At 51.5% G+C, this 19508-nt stretch carries 17 protein-coding genes; 16 read left to right on the top strand and 1 reads right to left on the bottom strand.

What is annotated here, in order from left to right:
* The first annotated feature begins 19 nt into the window (after nt 1–19).
* From larE to LIZ87_RS10355, 16 genes are all read left to right on the top strand, one after another.
* The gene (gene larE / locus LIZ87_RS10430) at nt 20–850 is read left to right on the top strand and encodes an ATP-dependent sacrificial sulfur transferase LarE (RefSeq protein ID WP_178313300.1); all 831 of its coding nucleotides are present in this window, start codon (nt 20–22) and stop codon (nt 848–850) included.
* Nucleotides 851–958: 108 nt separating this feature from the next.
* Nucleotides 959–1453, top strand: coding sequence for a deoxycytidylate deaminase (locus LIZ87_RS10425; RefSeq protein ID WP_178313299.1), 495 nt, complete (start codon nt 959–961; stop codon nt 1451–1453).
* Between the two features lies 1 nt (nt 1454).
* Nucleotides 1455–3233: a B12-binding domain-containing radical SAM protein gene (locus LIZ87_RS10420; RefSeq protein WP_227146846.1), complete on the top strand. Its 1779-nt coding sequence runs from the start codon at nt 1455–1457 to the stop codon at nt 3231–3233.
* 17 nt (nt 3234–3250) lie between these two features.
* Nucleotides 3251–3928: an endonuclease III gene (nth, locus tag LIZ87_RS10415; protein ID WP_227146843.1), complete on the top strand. Its 678-nt coding sequence runs from the start codon at nt 3251–3253 to the stop codon at nt 3926–3928.
* The gene (locus tag LIZ87_RS10410) at nt 3925–4656 is read left to right on the top strand and encodes a 3'-5' exonuclease (RefSeq protein WP_178315749.1); all 732 of its coding nucleotides are present in this window, start codon (nt 3925–3927) and stop codon (nt 4654–4656) included. Before nth ends, LIZ87_RS10410 begins: the two co-directional genes overlap by 4 nt.
* Nucleotides 4657–4850: 194 nt before the next feature.
* Nucleotides 4851–6500, top strand: a complete 1650-nt coding sequence (locus tag LIZ87_RS10405; protein ID WP_227146840.1) for a VanW family protein — start codon at nt 4851–4853, stop codon at nt 6498–6500.
* Nucleotides 6497–7120 carry an AIR synthase gene (locus tag LIZ87_RS10400; protein ID WP_178317377.1) on the top strand — a complete coding sequence of 208 codons (624 nt, stop codon included), beginning with the start codon at nt 6497–6499 and terminating at the stop codon, nt 7118–7120. The genes LIZ87_RS10405 and LIZ87_RS10400 overlap by 4 nt, the downstream gene beginning before the upstream one ends.
* Before the next feature lie 104 nt (nt 7121–7224).
* On the top strand, nt 7225–7707 hold the full coding sequence (locus tag LIZ87_RS10395; RefSeq protein ID WP_178317378.1) for an Lrp/AsnC family transcriptional regulator: 483 nt from the start codon (nt 7225–7227) through the stop codon (nt 7705–7707).
* Entirely contained in the window at nt 7704–8876 is a 1173-nt protein-coding gene (locus LIZ87_RS10390; protein ID WP_227146837.1) for a pyridoxal phosphate-dependent aminotransferase, read from the top strand. The genes LIZ87_RS10395 and LIZ87_RS10390 overlap by 4 nt, the downstream gene beginning before the upstream one ends.
* Before the next feature lie 6 nt (nt 8877–8882).
* Nucleotides 8883–9401 (top strand): tRNA (uridine(34)/cytosine(34)/5-carboxymethylaminomethyluridine(34)-2'-O)-methyltransferase TrmL, encoded by a 519-nt coding sequence (trmL, locus tag LIZ87_RS10385; protein ID WP_227146834.1) that lies wholly within the window; start codon nt 8883–8885, stop codon nt 9399–9401.
* A gap of 160 nt (nt 9402–9561) precedes the next feature.
* Nucleotides 9562–10593, top strand: coding sequence for a spore coat protein CotS (locus LIZ87_RS10380; protein ID WP_227146832.1), 1032 nt, complete (start codon nt 9562–9564; stop codon nt 10591–10593).
* 124 nt (nt 10594–10717) lie between these two features.
* On the top strand, nt 10718–12454 hold the full coding sequence (locus tag LIZ87_RS10375; protein WP_178317144.1) for a phospho-sugar mutase: 1737 nt from the start codon (nt 10718–10720) through the stop codon (nt 12452–12454).
* A 100-nt stretch (nt 12455–12554) separates the two neighbouring features.
* Nucleotides 12555–12914 (top strand): TetR/AcrR family transcriptional regulator, encoded by a 360-nt coding sequence (locus LIZ87_RS10370; RefSeq protein WP_178317143.1) that lies wholly within the window; start codon nt 12555–12557, stop codon nt 12912–12914.
* A gap of 361 nt (nt 12915–13275) precedes the next feature.
* On the top strand, nt 13276–13902 hold the full coding sequence (locus LIZ87_RS10365) for a TetR/AcrR family transcriptional regulator (RefSeq protein ID WP_227146830.1): 627 nt from the start codon (nt 13276–13278) through the stop codon (nt 13900–13902).
* 41 nt (nt 13903–13943) lie between these two features.
* Nucleotides 13944–15101 carry an efflux RND transporter periplasmic adaptor subunit gene (locus LIZ87_RS10360; RefSeq protein WP_227146828.1) on the top strand — a complete coding sequence of 386 codons (1158 nt, stop codon included), beginning with the start codon at nt 13944–13946 and terminating at the stop codon, nt 15099–15101.
* A complete protein-coding gene (locus LIZ87_RS10355) occupies nt 15094–18147 on the top strand; it encodes an efflux RND transporter permease subunit (protein WP_227146826.1) in 3054 nt (1017 codons plus the stop codon). The genes LIZ87_RS10360 and LIZ87_RS10355 overlap by 8 nt, the downstream gene beginning before the upstream one ends.
* Nucleotides 18148–18215: 68 nt before the next feature.
* Here LIZ87_RS10355 and LIZ87_RS10350 read toward each other — a convergent pair whose 3' ends face one another.
* Nucleotides 18216–19463, bottom strand: a complete 1248-nt coding sequence (locus LIZ87_RS10350) for a putative ABC transporter permease (RefSeq protein WP_227146824.1) — start codon at nt 19461–19463, stop codon at nt 18216–18218.
* Nucleotides 19464–19508: the final 45 nt, after the last annotated feature.

Raw genomic sequence — 19508 nt, 5'->3', positions numbered from 1 at the left:
CGCAGAAAGCAGGAAAACCATGAACCGATCAGCAACAGAACAGAAAAAAGCAGCCCTCAGACACCTGATGGAGACATATATGGAGCAGGACCTCTGCCTGGCGTTTTCCGGCGGAGTGGACAGCAGCCTTTTGCTTAAGACAGCCGCGGAGGCTGCTGCCAAGACAGGAAAGAACGTATACGCAGTCACCTTCAACACCCGCCTCCACCCTGCCTGTGACCTGGAAAATGCAAAAAAGGTGGCAGGGGAGCTGGGAGGGATCCATAAGATCATAGACATCGACGAGCTGGAGCAGGAGGCGATCCGCCAAAATCCCGTCAACCGCTGTTACCTCTGCAAAAAGCATTTGTTTGAAACCCTGAAGGGATTCGCGGCATCCCAGGGCGTCTTCTGCGTCATGGACGGAACCAACGAGGATGACCTCCATGTTTACAGACCTGGGATACAGGCCTTAAGGGAGCTGGGGATCATAAGTCCTCTGGCCCTCCTTCACATAACAAAGGAGGAGGTAAAGGCCATTGCTGCCTCCTATGGGATTTCCGCTGCCTCCAGGCCTTCCACCCCCTGCATGGCCACCAGACTGCCCTACAACACGCCCATCGACTATGAGCTGTTAAAGCGCATGGAGGAGGGGGAAGCCTATCTGAGAAGCCTTGCAGGCACCCGGGCAAATGTCCGCCTGCGCCTGCACGGCACCATAGCCAGGATCGAGGTAGACAAAGAGCTCTTTTCCCTGTTCCTGTCCCGCTCCGGCGAGATCACAGCTGCTATGAAAGCCCTGGGCTTTACCTACATCACACTGGATCTGGAGGGCTTCCGCTCCGGGAGCATGGATATTGGCTTGGAATAGCAAACATATTTACTTTCCCATCCTCCTATGCTAAAATAAAACCCAGACGTCCAAAGAACAAAACCGGGGAAAAGAAAGATGGCAGCGCACAATGGAGGGAGAAGAGATATGACGGAAAAGCGTTCCGACTATATAACATGGGATGAATATTTTATGGGGGTGGCGATCCTGGCGGGAAAGCGTTCAAAGGATCCCAGCACCCAGGTGGGAGCCTGTATTGTAAGTGAGGACAACAAGATTTTGTCCATGGGCTACAATGGTTTTCCCAAGGGCTGCTCTGACGATGAATTTCCGTGGGGAAAGGAGCATCAGGAGGACGATCCCTACAATGCCAAATACTTTTACTCCACCCACAGCGAGCTGAACGCCATCTTAAACTACAGAGGCGGCAGCCTGGAAGGAAGCAAGCTCTATGTGACCCTGTTTCCGTGCAATGAATGTGCAAAGGCGATCATCCAGGCCGGTATCAGGACGATCGTATACCGGGTGGATAAATACGCAGATACACCGTCCGTCAGGGCTTCCAAGCGGATGCTGAACGCAGCCGGAGTCCGCTATTACCAATATCAGCCCACGGGCCGCAAGATAGAGGTAGAGGTATAAAATGAAGGTACTTTTAGCGGCAGTCAATGCAAAGTATATCCACTCCAATCTGGGGATCTACAGCCTGAAGGCCTATGCCAGGAAGGCTCTGGGCATTCAAGAGGGAGGACGGGCCTCCGGTCCCAGCCCAATTTCGATCGACCTTGCCGAATATACGATCAACCATCAAACAGAGACAATTTTACAGGATATCTACAAAAGAAAGCCCGATTTTATCGGGTTTTCCTGTTATATCTGGAATATCAGCTGCATAAAGGCCCTTCTTCCCGATATCAAAAAGGTACTTCCCAATGTACAGATATGGCTGGGCGGTCCGGAGGTATCTTATGACGGAGAGCAGGTGCTAAAAGACTATCCTGAGGCAGAGGGGATCATGAAAGGCGAGGGAGAGTCTGTTTTTGCCCAGCTGCTCTGTGCCAAAATGAAGGGGAAACCTCTTTCCGGGGTCCCAGGCCTCCTCTGGCGCACCTCGGATGAAGCCATAGAGGATACGGGCAGCTGCCAGCTTATTGACCTGGATGAGATCCCCTTCCCCTATGCCGCCATGGATATGAAGGAGCTGGAACACCGTATCATCTACTATGAGAGCAGCCGCGGATGTCCATTTTCCTGCAGCTATTGCCTGTCCTCCATTGACAAGCGCGTGCGCTTTCGCAGCCCGGAGCTGGTAAAAGAGGAGCTGTCATTTTTCCTGAAGGCCCATGTTCCCCAGGTGAAATTTGTGGACAGGACCTTTAACTGCAAAAAAAGCCATGCCATGGCAGTCTGGCAGTATATTCTGGAACATGACAACGGCATCACAAATTTCCACTTCGAGATCGCGGCAGACCTGCTGGATGAGGAGGAGCTGGCCTTGCTGTCAGCCATGCGCCCAGGGCTCATACAGCTGGAGATCGGCGTACAGTCCACCAACCAAAGGACACTGGAAGCGATCCGGAGGAAGACGGACATTGGGGAGATCAGGCGCATTACATCCAGTATCAACAGGGGACGGAATATTCACCAGCATCTTGACCTGATCGCAGGCCTTCCATACGAGGATCTGGCAAGCTTCCGCCGTTCCTTCAACCAGGTGTATTCCATGGAGCCGGAGCAGCTGCAGCTGGGATTTTTAAAGGTCCTAAAGGGCTCCTACATGGGGGAGACAGCTGCCAGCCATCGCATATGCTACAGTTCTGCACCGCCCTACGAGGTGCTGTCCACCCGCTGGCTTTCCTACGATGATATACTGGAGCTCAAGGGAATAGAGGAAATGGTGGAGGTCTACTACAACAGCCGCCAGTTCACTACAACCATTGCCTATATGGAGGACCTGTTTGACACGCCATATCAGATGTTTTTCCATATATCCCGCTACTATCAGGCCCATGGCCTGCAGGAGGTCAGCCACAGCCGCCTTGCCAGATACGAGATATTATTCCGGATGCTGGAAGAAACCGTATCGCCCGAACGATTGGAAATCCTGCGCGACACCATGATGACCGACCTGTATCTCCGGGAAAATATCAAAAAGCGCCCTTCCTTTGCAAGGGACCAGTCGGAGTACAAGGACAGGATAAGAGTATTTTTTGAACAGGAATATGCCGCGCCCCATTACCTGACAGAGTATACAGGCTATGATGCCAGACAGATGAGCAAGATGGCCCACATAGAAGTCATGGGGAACGGGAAAATGCTGCTGTTTGATTACAAAAAGCGTGATCCCCTCACAAACAACGCCATTATGTATGAATTACAGCCAGCCTCCGGTTCTGATATGACGATCAGTTCGATCCATTGAGAGAGGAAGTTACATTTATGCCAGAGACAAAAAAAGCCGCTGCCGCCCGTGCTGCCCGCATCCTGCAGCTGCTGGATGAGCAGTATGGGACGGATTACCGCTGCTATTTAAATTACGAGACCCCGTGGCAGCTTTTGATCGCTGTGATCTTAAGTGCCCAGTGCACAGATGCCAGAGTCAATATTGTGACAGAGGAGCTGTTCAAAAAATATCCCACCCTCACTGCCTTTGCAGAGGCGGACCTGGGAGAGCTGGAAAAGGATATCCACTCCATCGGTTTTTACCACTCAAAGGCAAAGAATATCATTGCCTGCTGCAAGCGCCTGGTGGAGGAGCTTGACGGCGTGCTGCCCCGCACCCTGGAGGAGCTGACCTCCTTAGCGGGCGTTGGCAGGAAGACAGCCAATGTCATCCGGGGCAATATATACCATGAGCCCAGCATTGTGGTGGACACCCATGTAAAGCGCATTTCAAGAAAGCTGGGTCTGACAAAGGAAGAGGAGCCGGAGAAGATCGAATACGATCTGATGAAGGTGCTTCCGAAGGACCACTGGATCCTCTGGAACATCCACATCATTACTCTGGGCCGCACGATTTGTACTGCGAGAAATCCCAAATGTGAGGAATGCTTCCTGAAAAAGGAATGCCCGGATTTTGAACGCAGCAAAATACAGAAAGAAAAGAGAAGATCATGACAAATTCCTATATTGCCCTGGATCTTGAGACCACAGGGCTGGAGCCAAAGCTGGAGAAGATAACGGAGATCGCCGCCCTGAAGGTGGAGGACGGAGTGATAACAGAAAGGCTCGTCACCTTTGTAAATCCGGGAAAACAGCTGGAGGAGCGCATCACGGAGCTTACAGGGATCACAGATGAGATGTTAAAGGATGCGCCTCCCATTGAGACTGTGATAGAGAGGGTGATCTCCTTCTGCGGAGAACTGCCCCTTCTGGGCCACCATATCATATTTGACTACAGCTTTTTAAAGCGGGCTGCGGTGAACAGCCGCCTGGAGTTTGAAAAGGAGGGCATTGATACCCTGACACTCTGCCGCACATTTATGGAAGGTGATACAAAGCGGAATCTGGGAAGCGCCTGCGCATATTACAGCATTCCCCAGTCCGGGGCCCACAGGGCAGAGGCCGATGCAGAATCCGCCCATCTGCTGTACCAGGAGATACGAAAACGCCACGGAGAACAACGCCCGGAGCTGTTTTGTCCAAAAGCTTTGATCTACAAGGCAAAGAGAGAGCAGCCAGCCACAAAAAGACAAAAAGAATACTTGCAGGATTTAGTAAAATGTCATAGAATAAACATAACTGTGCAGATAGATGCCCTGAGCCGAAGTGAGGCCTCCAGGATGATCGACCATATTATTTCGCAGCATGGAAGACTCCAGGGCAGAAGAACAGTCAAAGACTAAAGAAGAAATTCCAGGCGATATTATTACTATAAAGAGGTGAATGAAACATGTTCAATATGAGAGATCCCAAAGTGAAGAAGATCATTTCAACAGTGATCGTTGTTATTTTAGTATTGGCTATGATCGTGCCAATGGCCTTGAGCGCACTCATGTATTAAGGCGGATTTTTGGAAGCAGTTAAAAGAGGAGAGCTTATGAAAATGAAAATGTGGAATGCCGGATTGGCGGCGGCCCTTGCGGCGGGGATGCTGTGGGCGTTTCCGCTGACTGCCGGAGCGGCGCCTGTATTTCCGGAGGGCGTCAGCGCGGGGAACCAGAGTCTGGCGGGCATGACAGCAGAAGAAGCGGCTGAAGCGGTGCAGCAGTATATAGACGGACTGGCGGGCCAGAAGATCACCTTGTCTGTAGGTGAAGAGGATGTAGAGACCACAGCGGAGAAGCTGGGATTTCATTGGGCCAATCCCGATGCGGTAGCTCAGGCGGCAGAGGAATATACGGGCGGAAGCCTGATCAGACAGTACATGGTAAAAAAGCAGCTTGCGGACAGCCCCGTAGAGCTTCCATTGGATGCCAAGGTGGATTCCGGCAAGGTGAAGGCGTTCGTGGATGCCCAGTGCGAGGGTATCACCGCGGAGCCAAAGGATGCCTCCATTACCAGGGAAAATGGCGCCTTTGTCATCACGGAGTCTGTGACAGGAAAGGTAGTGGATATCGATGCCACAGAGGCGGCGTTAAATGAGGCTCTGGCTCAGGGCTTAGAGAAGCCGGTGCACATTGAGGCGGCAGTGGAAGAAAAGCAGCCGGCAGTCACCACAGAGGATCTGGAGACCATACAGGATGTGCTGGGAACCTTTACCACGGATTTCAGCAGCAGCGGCGCGGCACGTTCCACCAATCTGACAGTGGGCGCGGCAAAGATCAACGGTCATGTGCTTATGCCGGGGGAGGTGCTTTCAGGCTATGAGTGCCTGCAGCCCTTTACCACAGCGAACGGCTACAAGACAGCGGCAGCCTATGAAAACGGGCAGGTAGTTGACAGTATTGGCGGAGGCGTGTGCCAGATCGCCACTACATTATATAATGCAGCTCTGGAAGCGGAGGTAGAGATCGCCCAGCGCCAGAACCATTCTATGATCGTTACCTACGTAAAGCCCTCCAGAGACGCGGCCATTGCCGGTACTTACAAGGACATTAAAATTAAAAATAATTATGGAACTCCTATTTATGTAGAAGGCTATACAGAAGGACGCAAGCTCACCTTTACCATCTATGGCAGGGAAACCAGGCCGGAGAACCGCAAGGTGGAGTATATATCCGAGACCCTGGGAAGTACAAGCCCAGGCGAGCCGCAGCTCATCGTGGACAATACCCTGGCTCCGGGAGCCCAGGTAAAGGTACAGTCCTCCCACACAGGCCTCCGCTCCAGGCTCTGGAAGGTGGTCACTGTGGATGGAGTAGAGCAGGAGCGCACCATTCTGAACCAGGATACCTACAATGCATCAAAAGCCATTTACCGCGTAGGCCCGGCCCTCCCGGCGGTTGTTCCGCCTGAAGAGCAAACGGCGGCAGAGGTGCCTACAGAGGTTCAACAGCCGATAGAAGGCCCGGCAGGAGGCCCGGGAGCAGTGGCAGCGCCGGCTCCTGCAGCAGATAGTGCCCAGGATAATGCAGCTCAGCCGGAAGCAGGCGGAGCCCAGAACAGCCCGGCCGGACAGGAAGCAGCCCCGGCTGAGGCAGCCGAAGCGCCTGCCCCCGCTCAGACAGAAGCGGCAGAGCAGCCCCCGGAAGTACCTGCAGGCGGTTCTTTCGATGCAGCTCCCACTACCCTGGAGGTCGCGGAATGAGGACGGCAGGACAGGGACCGGGAGGCTTTGAAAAGCGGGACGGCTTTATGAAACCGGGACAGGACCTGGTGATGGCGGGCTTTGTCGGTTATCACGGTACATTAGAGATAGGACAGAGGAAGAGGGAGGACCTGGAGACATGGTTTGCCCCTTCCTTTCTGCGATGCCTTGATGAAAAAGAGCCATATTGTGTAGCGCAGTGGCTTAAAGCGAGGCAGCAGGATAAGGATTGTCCTGTTACAGCTTATGAGTATGTAGGAGAGGGCGGCGTTTTGGCTGCCCTTTGGAATTTGTCAGGAATTTATAACATAGGAATTGACGTGGATCTGCGCCTTATGCCCATACGGCAGATCACAGTGGAGGTTTGTGAGCGGTATGAGCTGAACCCCTACCGTCTCTTTAGCGGAAACTGCATATTGCTTGCAGCGGACAGGGGCGGACAGCTTGTGAGGGCACTCCTGGCGGAGGGGATCCCGGCGGCCGTGATCGGCTGCGTCACAAAGGGGATCGCCCGTCAGATCCGCCATGGCGAGGAGACAGCCGGGTATTTGGAGAGGCCGCAGCCGGATGAGATCAGAAAGCTGCTGATTCCCATACCCACAATAGAAAGCATATCTTGAGCTTCCACATGCCGCACCCTGTCTGCCGGGAGGGCGCGGCATGCGGAAGCACAAAAACGCATATACGATCCATGGGATCGCAAAATAGGAAGGAGAAGCGAATTATGAGAGAGAAGATACTGGCGGTAATCGAGAAAAACAGCAGAATTGATATTAAGGATCTGGCGGTACTTTTAGGTGAGAGCGAGGTGGCGGTGGCCAACGAGATCGCGAAGATGGAAGAGGAGCACATTATCTGCGGATATCATACCCTGATCAACTGGGACAATACCAGCGACGAAAAAGTGGTAGCCCTGATCGAGGTAAAGGTGACTCCGCAGAGAGGAATGGGCTTTGATAAGATCGCAGAGCGCATCTACCAGTACAGTGAGGTTGAGGCTGTCTACCTCATGAGCGGCGCCTACGATTTTACCGTGTTTATCGAAGGAAAGACCATGCGCCAGGTAGCTCAGTTTGTTTCCGACAAGCTGGCTCCAATGGAATCTGTCTTGAGCACAGCGACCCATTTTGTGCTTAAGAAGTACAAAGACCACGGTACGGTCATTAGTGAACCCATAACAGATGAAAGGATGCTGATTACCCCATGAGAAACCCCTTATCAGATAAAATAGTAAATATCCCCCCCTCAGGGATCCGTAAATTCTTTGACATTGTAAATGAGATGAAGGATGCCATCTCCCTGGGCGTAGGCGAGCCTGACTTTGATACGCCCTGGCATATCAGGGAGGAGGGCATCTACTCCCTGGAAAAGGGACGCACCTTTTATACCTCCAACGCAGGCTTGAAGCCTTTAAAGGCTGAGATATGCGAATATTTAAAACGCCGCTGCGATGTGACATATGATCCGGACAGAGAGATCATCGTAACAGTAGGAGGCAGTGAGGCCATTGACATTGCCCTGCGCGCCATGATCAATCCGGGCGATGAGGTGCTCATTCCCCAGCCCAGCTACGTTTCCTACATGCCCTGTGTCACCCTGGCAGACGGTGTTCCGGTGATCATCGAGCTGGAGGAGAAGGACAAATTCAAGCTGACGCCAGAGAAGCTTTTGGAGAAGATCACGGACAAGACAAAGATCCTGGTGCTTCCCTTCCCCAATAACCCCACGGGCGCTGTAATGGAGCGCCACGAGCTGGAGGAGATCGCCCGCATTGTCATTGAGAAGGACATTTTCGTATTATCTGATGAAATCTATTCTGAGCTGACCTACACACAGCACCGCCATGCTACGATCGCTGCCTTCCCGGGCATGAAAGACAGGACTGTCCTGATCAACGGCTTTTCAAAGTCCTATGCCATGACAGGCTGGCGTCTGGGCTATGCAGCAGCCCCGGCACTGATCCTGGAACAGATGCTGAAAATACATCAGTATGCCATCATGTGCGCTCCGACCACCAGCCAGTATGCCGCTGTCTCCGCTATGAAGAACGGAGACGGAGATGTTGCCATGATGCGCGAGGCCTACAACCAGCGCCGCCGCTTCCTGATGAACGCCTTTCAGGAAATGGGCCTGGAATGCTTTGAACCCCAGGGCGCATTCTATACCTTCCCGAATATCAAGCGCTTTGGCATGACCTCAGAGGAATTTGCCACAGAGCTGTTAAAGAAGGAAAAGGTGGCAGTGGTTCCCGGTACCGCCTTTGGAGACTGCGGAGAGGGCTTTGTCCGCATTTCTTATGCCTATTCCTTAAAGAACCTGAAGGAGGCTCTGGGCCGCATTGACCACTTTATCAAAACGCTGGAAGGAAAGGCGTGATCTCCCATGATGAATATTGTACTTCTGGAGCCTGAGATCCCCGCCAATACAGGCAATATCGGCCGCACCTGTGTGGCAACGGGCACAAGGCTCCATCTCATAGAGCCTTTGGGCTTTCAGATCAATGAAAAGGCATTAAAGCGTGCCGGACTGGACTACTGGGATAAGCTGGAGGTCTTCGTATACAGCGATTACCAGGATTTCCTGGAGAAAAATCCTGATGCTCTTGGGAAAATGTACTTTGCCACTACAAAAGCCCACAAGGTTTATTCCGATGTGTCTTATGAGCCCGGCTGCTATCTGATGTTCGGCAAGGAGAGCGCCGGTATCCCGGAAGAGATACTGGTGGAAAATGAGGACCGCTGCGTCCGCATCCCGATGTGGGGCGATATCCGCTCTCTTAACCTGTCAAACTCCGCAGCCATAGTCCTCTATGAGGCATTACGGCAGAACGGCTTTGAACGGCTGGCTTTAAACGGGCAGCTCCACCGGCTGCATTGGAAGGAAGAAAATAGCGATCAATAACGCCAGGCAGGACCGCCTTTTCCGCAATAGGGAAGAGGCGGTTTTTTGCGGCATGTTGTCATAAACCATAAGCCTGCCACATACCCTAGAAATAGCTGAAACGGCAGCTTCCCGTTTCGACTGAACGAGAAGAAGGGATTAGAGTGTGGAGGGTTTGAAGATGAACGAGAAGTACGTGGAAGCCTTAGAACAGTATGATATGGAAGTCATATCCGTGCGGAAGGGCCGCGGCTCCTGGATCTGTGAGACAGACAGGGGCGTAAGCCTGTTAAAGGAATACAGGGGCACGGTGAAGCGTCTGGAGTTTGAAGATGAGGTATTGGGCCAGCTTGATCTGCGCACAAGCCTGAGAGCGGACAGGTATATCAGGAACAGGGAGGATGCCATCCTCACAGTTACAGGGGATGGCAGCTGTTACATATTAAAAGAATGGTATTCAGACAGGGAATGCAATCTGAAGGACGGGTTCGAGATCCGCCAGGCCTTAGCGCGCCTTGCCATGCTCCACCGCCAGTTAAGGGAGATCCCCTTTAAGGAGGAGTGGAGCATGGGCTCTGTCTGCGAGCCGCCGCTGAAGGATGAAATGGAGCGCCACAACAGGGAAATGCAGCGTGCCAGGAACTACATCCGGGAAAAGCGCAGAAAGTCGGAATTTGAGCTGTGCGTGATCGGAAACTACAGTATGTTCTACCAGCAGGCCAGAGAGGCGGCAAAGGGTATGGCAGGCCTGTGGGAGCAGGGGGATGAGGGGGAAGTCAGAAATTTAGAGGCTGCCGAATTAAGAGTTCCGGGCACCCCCCTCCACCTCTGCCATGGCGATCTGGACCAGCATCACGTGCTGATGGGCGGTCATTACACCGCCATCATAGAGTACAACAGGATGCATCTGGGCATTCAGGTATCCGACCTCTACCGCTTTATGCGCAAGGTCATGGAAAAACATGGCTGGAACGCAGATCTGGGCCTTTCCATGCTGGAGTCCTATGAACGCGTCCTTCCCATTGACCGGGAAGAAAAACGCTGCCTTTATTATCTCTTTCTGTATCCGGAAAAGTATTGGAAGCAGCTGAATTTTTATTACAATGCAAACAAGGCATGGATACCCGGCAGGAACATTGACAAGCTAAAAAGCTTAGAGCTCCAGGAGGCATCCCGCCGCTTGTTCCTGCGGCGCCTGGAAATGAGCATATAGGGGGCTGTATTTCAGAAAAACAATCGCTCTCGTACTTCCTTTTTTTAACGCAATATAGTATAATTATTACCAGAAAATGCATGGAAACAATGCATGGCAAAACATATCAGGAGGGAGTACGATCATGAAAGATTACATGAAGATATACCAGGAATGGTTATCAAATCCTTATTTTGACGAGGAGACAAAAGCGGAGCTGCGCGCCATTGAGGGAAATGAGAATGAGATCAAAGAGCGTTTCTATATGGACCTGGAGTTTGGAACCGCAGGTCTTCGCGGCATCATCGGAGCAGGTATCAACCGCATGAACATCTACGTGGTAAGGCGCGCTACTCAGGGCCTTGCAAACTATATCATCAAGCAGGGCGCAGCAGATAAGGGCGTAGCCATTGCTTACGATTCCCGTCACATGTCTCCTGAGTTTGCCATGGAAGCAGCTATGACACTGGCAGCCAACGGCATCAAGGCCTACAAGTTTGAGTCCCTGCGTCCGACACCTGAGCTGTCCTTTGCAGTCCGGGAGCTGGGCTGCGTTGCAGGCATCAATATCACAGCCAGCCATAACCCGCCTGAGTACAACGGCTACAAGGTATATTGGGAGGACGGCGCACAGTTCACACCTCCTCATGACAAGGGCGTAACAGAGGAAGTTCTGGCAATCGAGGATCTTTCCACTGTTAAGACCACAGACGAGGCATCTGCCCTTGCAGCAGGCAAGTATCAGGTGATCGGCAAGGAGATCGATGACAAGTACATTGCACAGGTAAAAGCCCAGGTAGTGAACCAGAAGGCCATTGACGAGATGCAGGATCAGATCACCATTATCTATACACCTCTTCACGGCACAGGCAATATCCCGGCCAGAAGAGTGATGAAGGAGCTGGGCTTCACGCATGTATACGTAGTACCGGAGCAGGAGCTGCCTGACGGCAACTTCCCGACCGTAAGCTATCCGAACCCTGAGGCAGCAGAGGCATTTGCCTTAGGCCTTAAGCTGGCAAAGGAGAAGGATGCAGACCTGGTGCTGGCAACTGACCCGGATGCAGACCGCTTAGGCGTTTATGTAAAGGATACAAAGTCAGGAGACTATATCCCGCTGACAGGCAACATGTCCGGCTCCCTTCTGTGCGAGTACGTGCTGAGCCAGAAGCAGGCAGCAGGCAAGATCCCGGCAGATGGACAGGTTGTGAAATCCATCGTTTCCACCAACCTGATCGATGCAGTGGCAAAGGCCTACAATGCAGAGCTGATCGAGGTTCTCACCGGCTTTAAGTGGATCGGACAGCAGATCCTCAAGAATGAGAAGACAGGAAAGGGCACCTACCTCTTTGGTATGGAGGAGAGCTACGGCTGCCTGATCGGCACCTATGCCCGTGATAAGGATGCGATCTCCGCTACAGCAGCCCTGTGTGAGGCAGCAGCTTACTACAAGCAGAAGAATATGACTCTGTGGGATGCAATGGTAGCAATGTACGAAAAGTACGGCTACTACAAGGATGCGGTGAAGTCCATCGGTTTATCCGGAATTGAGGGCTTGGCAAAGATCCAGTCCATCATGGAGACACTGCGGGGCAACACTCCGGCAGAGGTCGGCGGCTACAAGGTGGTATCTGCAAGAGACTACAAGTTAGATACCATCAAGGACATGGAGACAGGAGAGGTGAAGCCAACAGGACTTCCGGCTTCCAACGTTCTCTACTATGACATGACAGACGGAGCATGGATCTGCGTAAGACCTTCCGGCACAGAACCTAAGATCAAGTTCTACTATGGGATCAAGGGTACTTCCCTGGAGGATGCAGAGGCAAAGGCAGCTGCACTGGGCGAAGCTGTACAGGCTATGGTTGATGCAATGCTGTAAGGAAAGACAGTTATGTGACATATAGGAGGGCTGTGCGGCCTGGCGGCTGCACAGCCCTCCCTACATCTGGTGCATATGCAGAATAAAAAGGAGAGTATACATGCCGGTAGATACAAAGGGAATCATCATCCGGGCTTATCAGGAACTGGTGGAGGAAAGGAAAAATTTCAAGATCACGGTGGCCGATATCGTAGAGAGATGCGGCATTTCACGGAAGACATTTTACTATCATTTTGACAATATCTATGATCTGGTGGATGTGATGTCTACGAGGTCTCTGGAGGCGTTTTTTTCCTCTCTTGATTCTGGTGACATGAAGGAGGATATCAAGAAATTCTTCCTGTTCATGGAAGAACATAAGGAGCCTGCGAAGCTGCTCATGGAGTCAGGGCAGTTCCTGCCTTTCACAGAGAGGCTGTTTGCAAAGCTCCATGGCTATCTGGTAAACCTTTTGGAATAAAAGGGATGGTGCTGTGACCGTCCAAAGGCAGAGTTCGATATAGCCGCCCGTACATTTACATATGCGATCCTGGGACTTTCTCTGGATGGGAAAACGCAAACCGAGGAGGAGATCAACCGGCTGGTGGATGTTATTTACCGGCTGGGAACGGGACAGATGACATTTCTTCCCACAGAATAATTAAAAAAATATAAAGAGGTATACAAAAAGGCCGAGAGTGTGTAATTATTTCACACTTTCGGCTTTTTGTGTACCCATTTTCCGGATTTTGACGGTGGCAGTTTGGAAAAATGTATTATATTATAGTTCCAACAAAAAGAAGGAGGTGTCATATCCCTGATAGGACAAAAAGGGTATACATATGTGGTCAAAGAGAATGGTGAATTTAAATCCGGAGAAACGCAGGAGGATCCTGGAGGCAGCTTGTAAGGAATTTTCAAAGGGGTCCTATTCTTCTATGCGTATCAGCCGATTTATTAAGGAAGCCAGTATTTCCAGAGCCAGCTTTTATCTTTATTTTAATGATAAGAAAGATTTGTTCTGCTATGTGCTGCAGGAGCTGGGAGCGGAAAAACGGGAAGATTTTCTGAAATGCCTGAAGGCAGAGCAGGGGAATTATTACCAGGCAGCTATCCGGAGTATGGTACAGATGGAAAGGAATGGAAGACTGGAGTCTTACATAGATATGTGCAGGAAGATCGTGCTGGAGAGCGAGTGCAGGGATCTGGCACTTTCAGTGAGACAGGAGTTTTACAACTCAGGGAAGGCCCGCCAGTTTGTACTTACATGTTTTTCAGAACGGGATGCATGCCGCTATCCGGAGTTGGACGAGAGCCAGTTTGCATATGCCGTGGGGCTGGGTACAGATATCATGTTTAAGACATTTATGATGTATGCTCTGGGATATTCTGATATTGGCAGACTCAAAGAGACCATGGAATCCCAGCTGCAGATCGTGGAGAAGGCCCTCCAGAGAAAAACAGCATAGATCATTTTAAAGAATATTTTAATCAGGAAGGAACAAATACCATGAAGAAGAAAGCATTGATTCTGGGCGGAGCAGCAGTAATTGCTGCAGCCGGAATTTTTTATGGCCTTTTTGGGTGCGGAGGCGATACGGCAGAGTATGAAACGCGGCCAACAGTATCAGTGGAAAAACCCGGAAAGGGGGATATTATCCTCTATACGGATCTGACAGGTGTCATAGAGGCCAGATCCAGCGCAGCTGTTCAGCCTAAAATGGGAGGAGAGGTGCTGGAGGTCTATTTCCAGGCAGGAGATATGGTGGAGGCAGGCCAGGCACTCTGCAGGATCGATACCGATGCCCTCACTGCCCTGAAGCTGCAGATGGATGCTGCAGCCGTATCCCTGCGCAACGCAGAGAACAGCCTGACCAGGACCAGGGCGCTTTACGCCGGCGGGTATGTATCCCAGCAGGATATGGAGCAGGCTGAAAATGGACACGAGAATGCCAGGATCGCCTATGATACTGCAAAAAACCAGTATGACCTCCAGGTGGAGCATACCACGGTGACCGCTCCTATCAGTGGGATCGTGGAATCCAGGACAGTGGAGCCCCATGACCACGTCGGCACGAATACGGTGATCTGCGCGATCTCCGGCGGCGAAGGCCTGCAGGTAAAATTTGGGATTACTGAAAAGATCCTCTCCAATCTTTCTGCAGGAGATACGATAGAGATAGAAAAAAATGGAACATCATATGAGGCAAAGGTAATGGAGATCGGAACCATGGTCAACAGCGCTTCCGGCCTCTATGATGTGAAGGCTGCGATACCGGAGTCAAAGGGCCTTACCACAGGTACTCGTGTAAAGCTGACAGTTGTCATGAACCGGGCAGAGAATGTAATGACCATCCCGGTGGATGCTGTCAGCTATGACGGAGGCGTTCCCTTTGTATTCTGCTATGAGGACGGCATTGCAAAAAAGACAGAGATCGAGTCCGGTATTTATGATGCCCGTATAATGGAAGTAACAGCCGGGCTTACAGAGAACAGTGCAGTGATCACCAGCTGGAGCAATGAGCTTCAGGACGGAGTGGAGGTGCTGACGGAGGAAAGCGTCAACGAGGAGGCAGCACCGGAAGACAGTGCCCGGGAGAGCAGTTCCCAGGCAGATGCATCTGACAACAATGGTGTACATGACGGGCAGGTGAAGATCGATGGTTAATATTACAAAGTTTGCGGTAAGAAGACCTGTTACGGTGGTGCTCTGCCTGATCACCATTGCTTATTTTGGAATCCAATCCTTGTTGGGGACAAAGCTGGAGCTGACGCCTGAGATGGAACTTCCTATGCTGGTGATCGGTACTGTCTATGCGGGAGCCAGCCCGGAGGATGTCAATGACCTGATCACCCAGAAGCAGGAGGATGCCATATCCTCTCTGGACAGCGTAGACACGGTGCAGTCCTTTTCCCAGGAAAATGTTGCTGTTGTCCTGGTACAGTACGATTACGGCACCAACATGGATACAGCCTACATTGACCTGAAGAAGGCCATTGACGGCATACGGTCAGAACTGCCCGATGACATAGAAGAGCCCACCATTATGGAGCTGGATATGAATGCCCGGGCTGTTGTTACCCTTGCAGTGGGCGGCAGTGTGGATGGAAATCTCTATACCTATGTGAATGATAAGGTCGTCCCGGAATTTGAAAAGCTCAGTTCCGTGGGTGAGGTCTCCATTGCCGGAGGACAGGAAGCCTATACAAGGATAGAGCTGATCCCGGAAAAGCTGGAGCAGTATCATTTAAATCTCAGCGCCGTGGCCCAGATCGTAGGGGCGGCTGATTTTACGATCCCTGCAGGCGATATCAGCGTAGGAAGGCAGGATCTGGATGTCAGTGTGGGAAATGATTATGAAAGCACGGAAAGCCTGAAATCCGTGGCAATCCCCCTGGCAAACGGAGATACCATCCATCTGTCAGACATTGCTAATGTATACGATGCCCTGGAGGATGCGGATTCCATTGGACGCTATAACGGGAAAGATATCATATCCCTGGGAATAAAAAAACAGCAGAGCGCTACAGCCATTGATGTGTCAAAACAGGTCATGAAGGAAATCGAGGTCCTGAAGCAGAAGATGCCTGGTCTTGACATAACCGTTGTAAATGATTCCAGCGACATGATCGTGGAATCCATCACAAATGTGTGCCAGACCATGGTCATGGCGATCATCCTTTCCATGATCATCCTGTGGCTGTTCTACGGGGATGTCAGAGCGTCTATTATCGTGGGAACATCCATTCCAGTATCTGTGGTGCTGGCGCTCATATGTATGAGCTGCATGGGCTTTTCCATGAATGTGGTTTCACTGACCTCTCTGGTTCTGGGCGTTGGTATGATGGTAGATAACTCCATCAATGTTCTGGACGGCTGCTTCAGGGCAAAGGAAAAGCTGGATTTTTATCATGCTGCCATTGAAGGTAGCCGCACCATGATTGGTTCTATCACTGGCGGTACAGTTACCACCTGTGTTGTATTCCTGCCTCTTGCAATGCTGAGCGGTATGTCAGGACAGCTGTTTACACAGCTGGGATATACCATTGTATTCTGTATGATAGCCTCCCTGTTTTCTGCAGTATCCATTGTCCCCCTGTGTTACCTGCAGTGGCATCCCCGGGAAAATGACAGCGCTCCGGCAAACAGGTTTATTAAGTCCCTGCAATCCTGGTACAGGACGAATATGCCGTCCGTGATACCGAAGACAAGGCTGGTATTGACAGCCAGCATTGCCCTTCTCGCAGTGTCCATTGTTATGGCATCCAGGCTGGGAGTGGATCTGATAACGTCTGTGGACGAGGGAATCGTTGATATGACGATCAAGACAAAGCCGGGACTGTCAATTGATGCGATCAATGAGACTGTGGCAGGGCTGGAGGAGCTTGTGATGTCAGATGAGGATGTGGATCACTATCTGCTCACCTATGGAGCCAGCGGTTTGAGTATTTCGGGTGGAAGCGATGTTACCTTGAGCGCCTATTTAAAGGATGAATATAAGGGCTCTACCGATGATAAGATCGAAGCGTGGAGATATGAGACAGAGAATTATAGGGATGTTTCGATCACAATGAAGCAGGGAAGCACAACCTCCTCCTCAGCCGTGTCCGATGGGGATGAGATCGAGATCGATCTTCAGAGCATTGACTATGACGTACTGAAGGAAGCGGCAGAGGAACTTGCAGAGGAGCTGCGCCAGAGAGACGATATTATGCAGGTCCACACGTCCGTGGAGAATGCAGCCCCTGTTGTGAAGGTGAATATTGATCCTGTAAAGGCTCAGGCAGAGGGCCTTACCCCGGCCTCCATTGGTTCTGTGATTTATTCCAACCTAAGCGGTGTGACGGCCTCCACCATCCGTGTGAGCGGCGAGGACGTGGATGTAAAAGTAGAATTTGCTCCGGACCGGTATGATTCCATTGATGCCCTTCAGGGAATGATGATCACCACAGCCACAGGCACGCAGCTTCCTCTGGAGGATCTGGCAGATATCTATTACAAAGACAGTCCTCAGCAGATCGAGCGTAAGAATAAGCAGTACCAGGTTGCGATCACCATGGAGCCCCAGGCAGGCTACAAAAAGACAGCAGAGAAGGACGTCAAGGAATTTGTAAATAACTGGAAGCTCCCGGCTGGCGTGGAGCCGGCGGAAAACTCCCTGGATGAGATAATGAGAGAGGAATTAACAGCCTTAGGCGGTGCGCTGGGAACAGGTATTTTCCTGGTATTCATTGTCATGGCTATTCAGTTTGAGTCACCGAAATACTCCCTTATGGTTATGACTACCATGCCCTTCAGTCTGATCGGTTCCTTCGGACTCCTGTTCCTTGGCGGCTGTCCAATCAGTATGGTTTCTATGCTGGGCTTTCTGATGCTGGCAGGAACCGTTGTAAATAATGGTATCCTTTACGTGGATACGGTAAACCAGATGCTGGGAGCAGGAGATCCTCTGGAAAAGGCATTGGTGGAAGCAGGAGCTATCCGCATGCGCCCCATGTTCATGACCACACTGACCACCATCATTTCCATGGTCCCCAATGCCCTTGCCTTCGGAAAGGCCGGAGCCATGATGCAGGGCCTTGCCCTTGTAAATATCGGCGGTCTGATCGCCTCCACAGCATTGACTCTTCTGCTGCTGCCTACCTTCTACAGGATTGTCTATAAAATGGGCCGGAGAGCCATTGGCGGCGAAGGAGAGCCGGTATATGACTGATATGGAAAAGTCGGATAGAGGATGATGAGAAAGCCTGGATCCTTTGCGATCCAGGCTTTTCTAAGCTTCTAATGTTTTGTATCTGCGATGATTTCCCGAAGTTCCTTTAGGGCCTCTGCAAACCTTGGACAGGAGGCGGAAGGATTGCCTTTCAGCAGGCTTCGGTGATAAAAACCTATGTGTGCGGACAGGCTGTGCTGTTTTTCCTTCATCTCATCCAGACGCTGGGACAGGGCGGCAAGCCTTTCGCGGCGGATATGGGAGAAGGATTCTTTTCCCTCATGGGAATCAGAAGAAGATGCGGTGTACTTGAGAGCGCTGCTTACCTTTGCCGCTGCGTCCTCTGTGAGCTCGGAGAGCCGTCCTGCTGTCTTTGTCACCTTGTCCGCCGTGTGCTCCACAAGGGTGCCTACACGTCCGGCAGTGCTGTCAGCCAGGCTGCTTATGCGTTCTGCAGTGCTGTCGGCAAGGCTGTTCATCCGATCTGCAGTGCTGTTTGCGAGACGGCTCATCCGGCCTGCAGCGCTGTCTGTGAGGCTTTCCATTCGTTCAGCGGCCTCAACGCAAAGAAGGGCAGCTTTCTCAGCAGTCTCCTGCTTCATGGCAGCCGCTTTTGCGGCGGTTTCCTGCTTTATGGCAGCCGTCCTTGCAGCCGCTTCCGCCTTGGCAAGCTCCAGCTTCAAAGCGGACACCTCCTTAGCCTCTTCCACTCTCTGGCGGGTATCTGCTTTTAAGAGCGCCATCTGTACCTGGATATCATCCAGTTCTGCCCGCATTGCTGTCATGGCATCCAGAACCTTTGCAAGATCCAGGGCAGCCTTCACAGATTCAGCTGTGTCGATGACAAAGAGCACGGAGATCACAGACACGCACACAAGGCTGACACCCACTGGAAGTCCCAGCACATACCGTTCAATGGGCCTGTGTATCACCTCTGTGAGGAAGATGGTCAAAAAGCCCCAGGCGACGGAGGAAGAAAGGCAGATATATCCGTTTAAATTGAAACGCTGATTGCTGTAGTCCCAGTATTTCATCTTAAAAAGCTTTTCCATCCCCCAGCCGGTGACATACTCCAGTATGGTGGCAGCTACAACGCCGGACAGATATACCATAGGAAGGCTGTCCTTTACAGGCAGGGACACCCACAGCATCATCACAGCGCCGGTTCCGTAGAGAGGCAGCATGGGAAGGCGCAGAAAGCCGCGGTTGACAAAATGGCGTTCCTTCACAGAGACATAGGTGGACTCAAAGATCCACCCAAAGAAGCAGTATACATAGAAAAAAAGGAACCATTGATACCAGACATATTCATACATAAGCATTCATCCTTTAAGCATTCGATCACATCACTATCATATCTG

The organism is Lacrimispora sp. 210928-DFI.3.58, assembly GCF_020554865.1.
Lineage (GTDB): Bacteria > Bacillota > Clostridia > Lachnospirales > Lachnospiraceae > Enterocloster.
The sequence above is the reverse complement of the archived record's forward strand: the minus strand, read 5'-3'. Positions and strand labels throughout refer to the sequence as shown.

Bases quoted from the DNA above. Each gene is read 5' to 3' on its own strand.
- larE (WP_178313300.1), top strand. From the start codon at position 20: ATGAACCGATCAGCAACAGAACAGAAAAAAGCAGCCCTCAGACACCTG.
- LIZ87_RS10425 (WP_178313299.1), top strand. From the start codon at position 959: ATGACGGAAAAGCGTTCCGACTATATAACATGGGATGAATATTTTATG.
- LIZ87_RS10420 (WP_227146846.1), top strand. From the start codon at position 1,455: ATGAAGGTACTTTTAGCGGCAGTCAATGCAAAGTATATCCACTCCAAT.
- nth (WP_227146843.1), top strand. From the start codon at position 3,251: ATGCCAGAGACAAAAAAAGCCGCTGCCGCCCGTGCTGCCCGCATCCTG.
- LIZ87_RS10410 (WP_178315749.1), top strand. From the start codon at position 3,925: ATGACAAATTCCTATATTGCCCTGGATCTTGAGACCACAGGGCTGGAG.
- LIZ87_RS10405 (WP_227146840.1), top strand. From the start codon at position 4,851: ATGAAAATGAAAATGTGGAATGCCGGATTGGCGGCGGCCCTTGCGGCG.
- LIZ87_RS10400 (WP_178317377.1), top strand. From the start codon at position 6,497: ATGAGGACGGCAGGACAGGGACCGGGAGGCTTTGAAAAGCGGGACGGC.
- LIZ87_RS10395 (WP_178317378.1), top strand. From the start codon at position 7,225: ATGAGAGAGAAGATACTGGCGGTAATCGAGAAAAACAGCAGAATTGAT.
- LIZ87_RS10390 (WP_227146837.1), top strand. From the start codon at position 7,704: ATGAGAAACCCCTTATCAGATAAAATAGTAAATATCCCCCCCTCAGGG.
- trmL (WP_227146834.1), top strand. From the start codon at position 8,883: ATGATGAATATTGTACTTCTGGAGCCTGAGATCCCCGCCAATACAGGC.
- LIZ87_RS10380 (WP_227146832.1), top strand. From the start codon at position 9,562: ATGAACGAGAAGTACGTGGAAGCCTTAGAACAGTATGATATGGAAGTC.
- LIZ87_RS10375 (WP_178317144.1), top strand. From the start codon at position 10,718: ATGAAAGATTACATGAAGATATACCAGGAATGGTTATCAAATCCTTAT.
- LIZ87_RS10370 (WP_178317143.1), top strand. From the start codon at position 12,555: ATGCCGGTAGATACAAAGGGAATCATCATCCGGGCTTATCAGGAACTG.
- LIZ87_RS10365 (WP_227146830.1), top strand. From the start codon at position 13,276: ATGTGGTCAAAGAGAATGGTGAATTTAAATCCGGAGAAACGCAGGAGG.
- LIZ87_RS10360 (WP_227146828.1), top strand. From the start codon at position 13,944: ATGAAGAAGAAAGCATTGATTCTGGGCGGAGCAGCAGTAATTGCTGCA.
- LIZ87_RS10355 (WP_227146826.1), top strand. From the start codon at position 15,094: ATGGTTAATATTACAAAGTTTGCGGTAAGAAGACCTGTTACGGTGGTG.
- LIZ87_RS10350 (WP_227146824.1), bottom strand. From the start codon at position 19,463: ATGTATGAATATGTCTGGTATCAATGGTTCCTTTTTTTCTATGTATAC.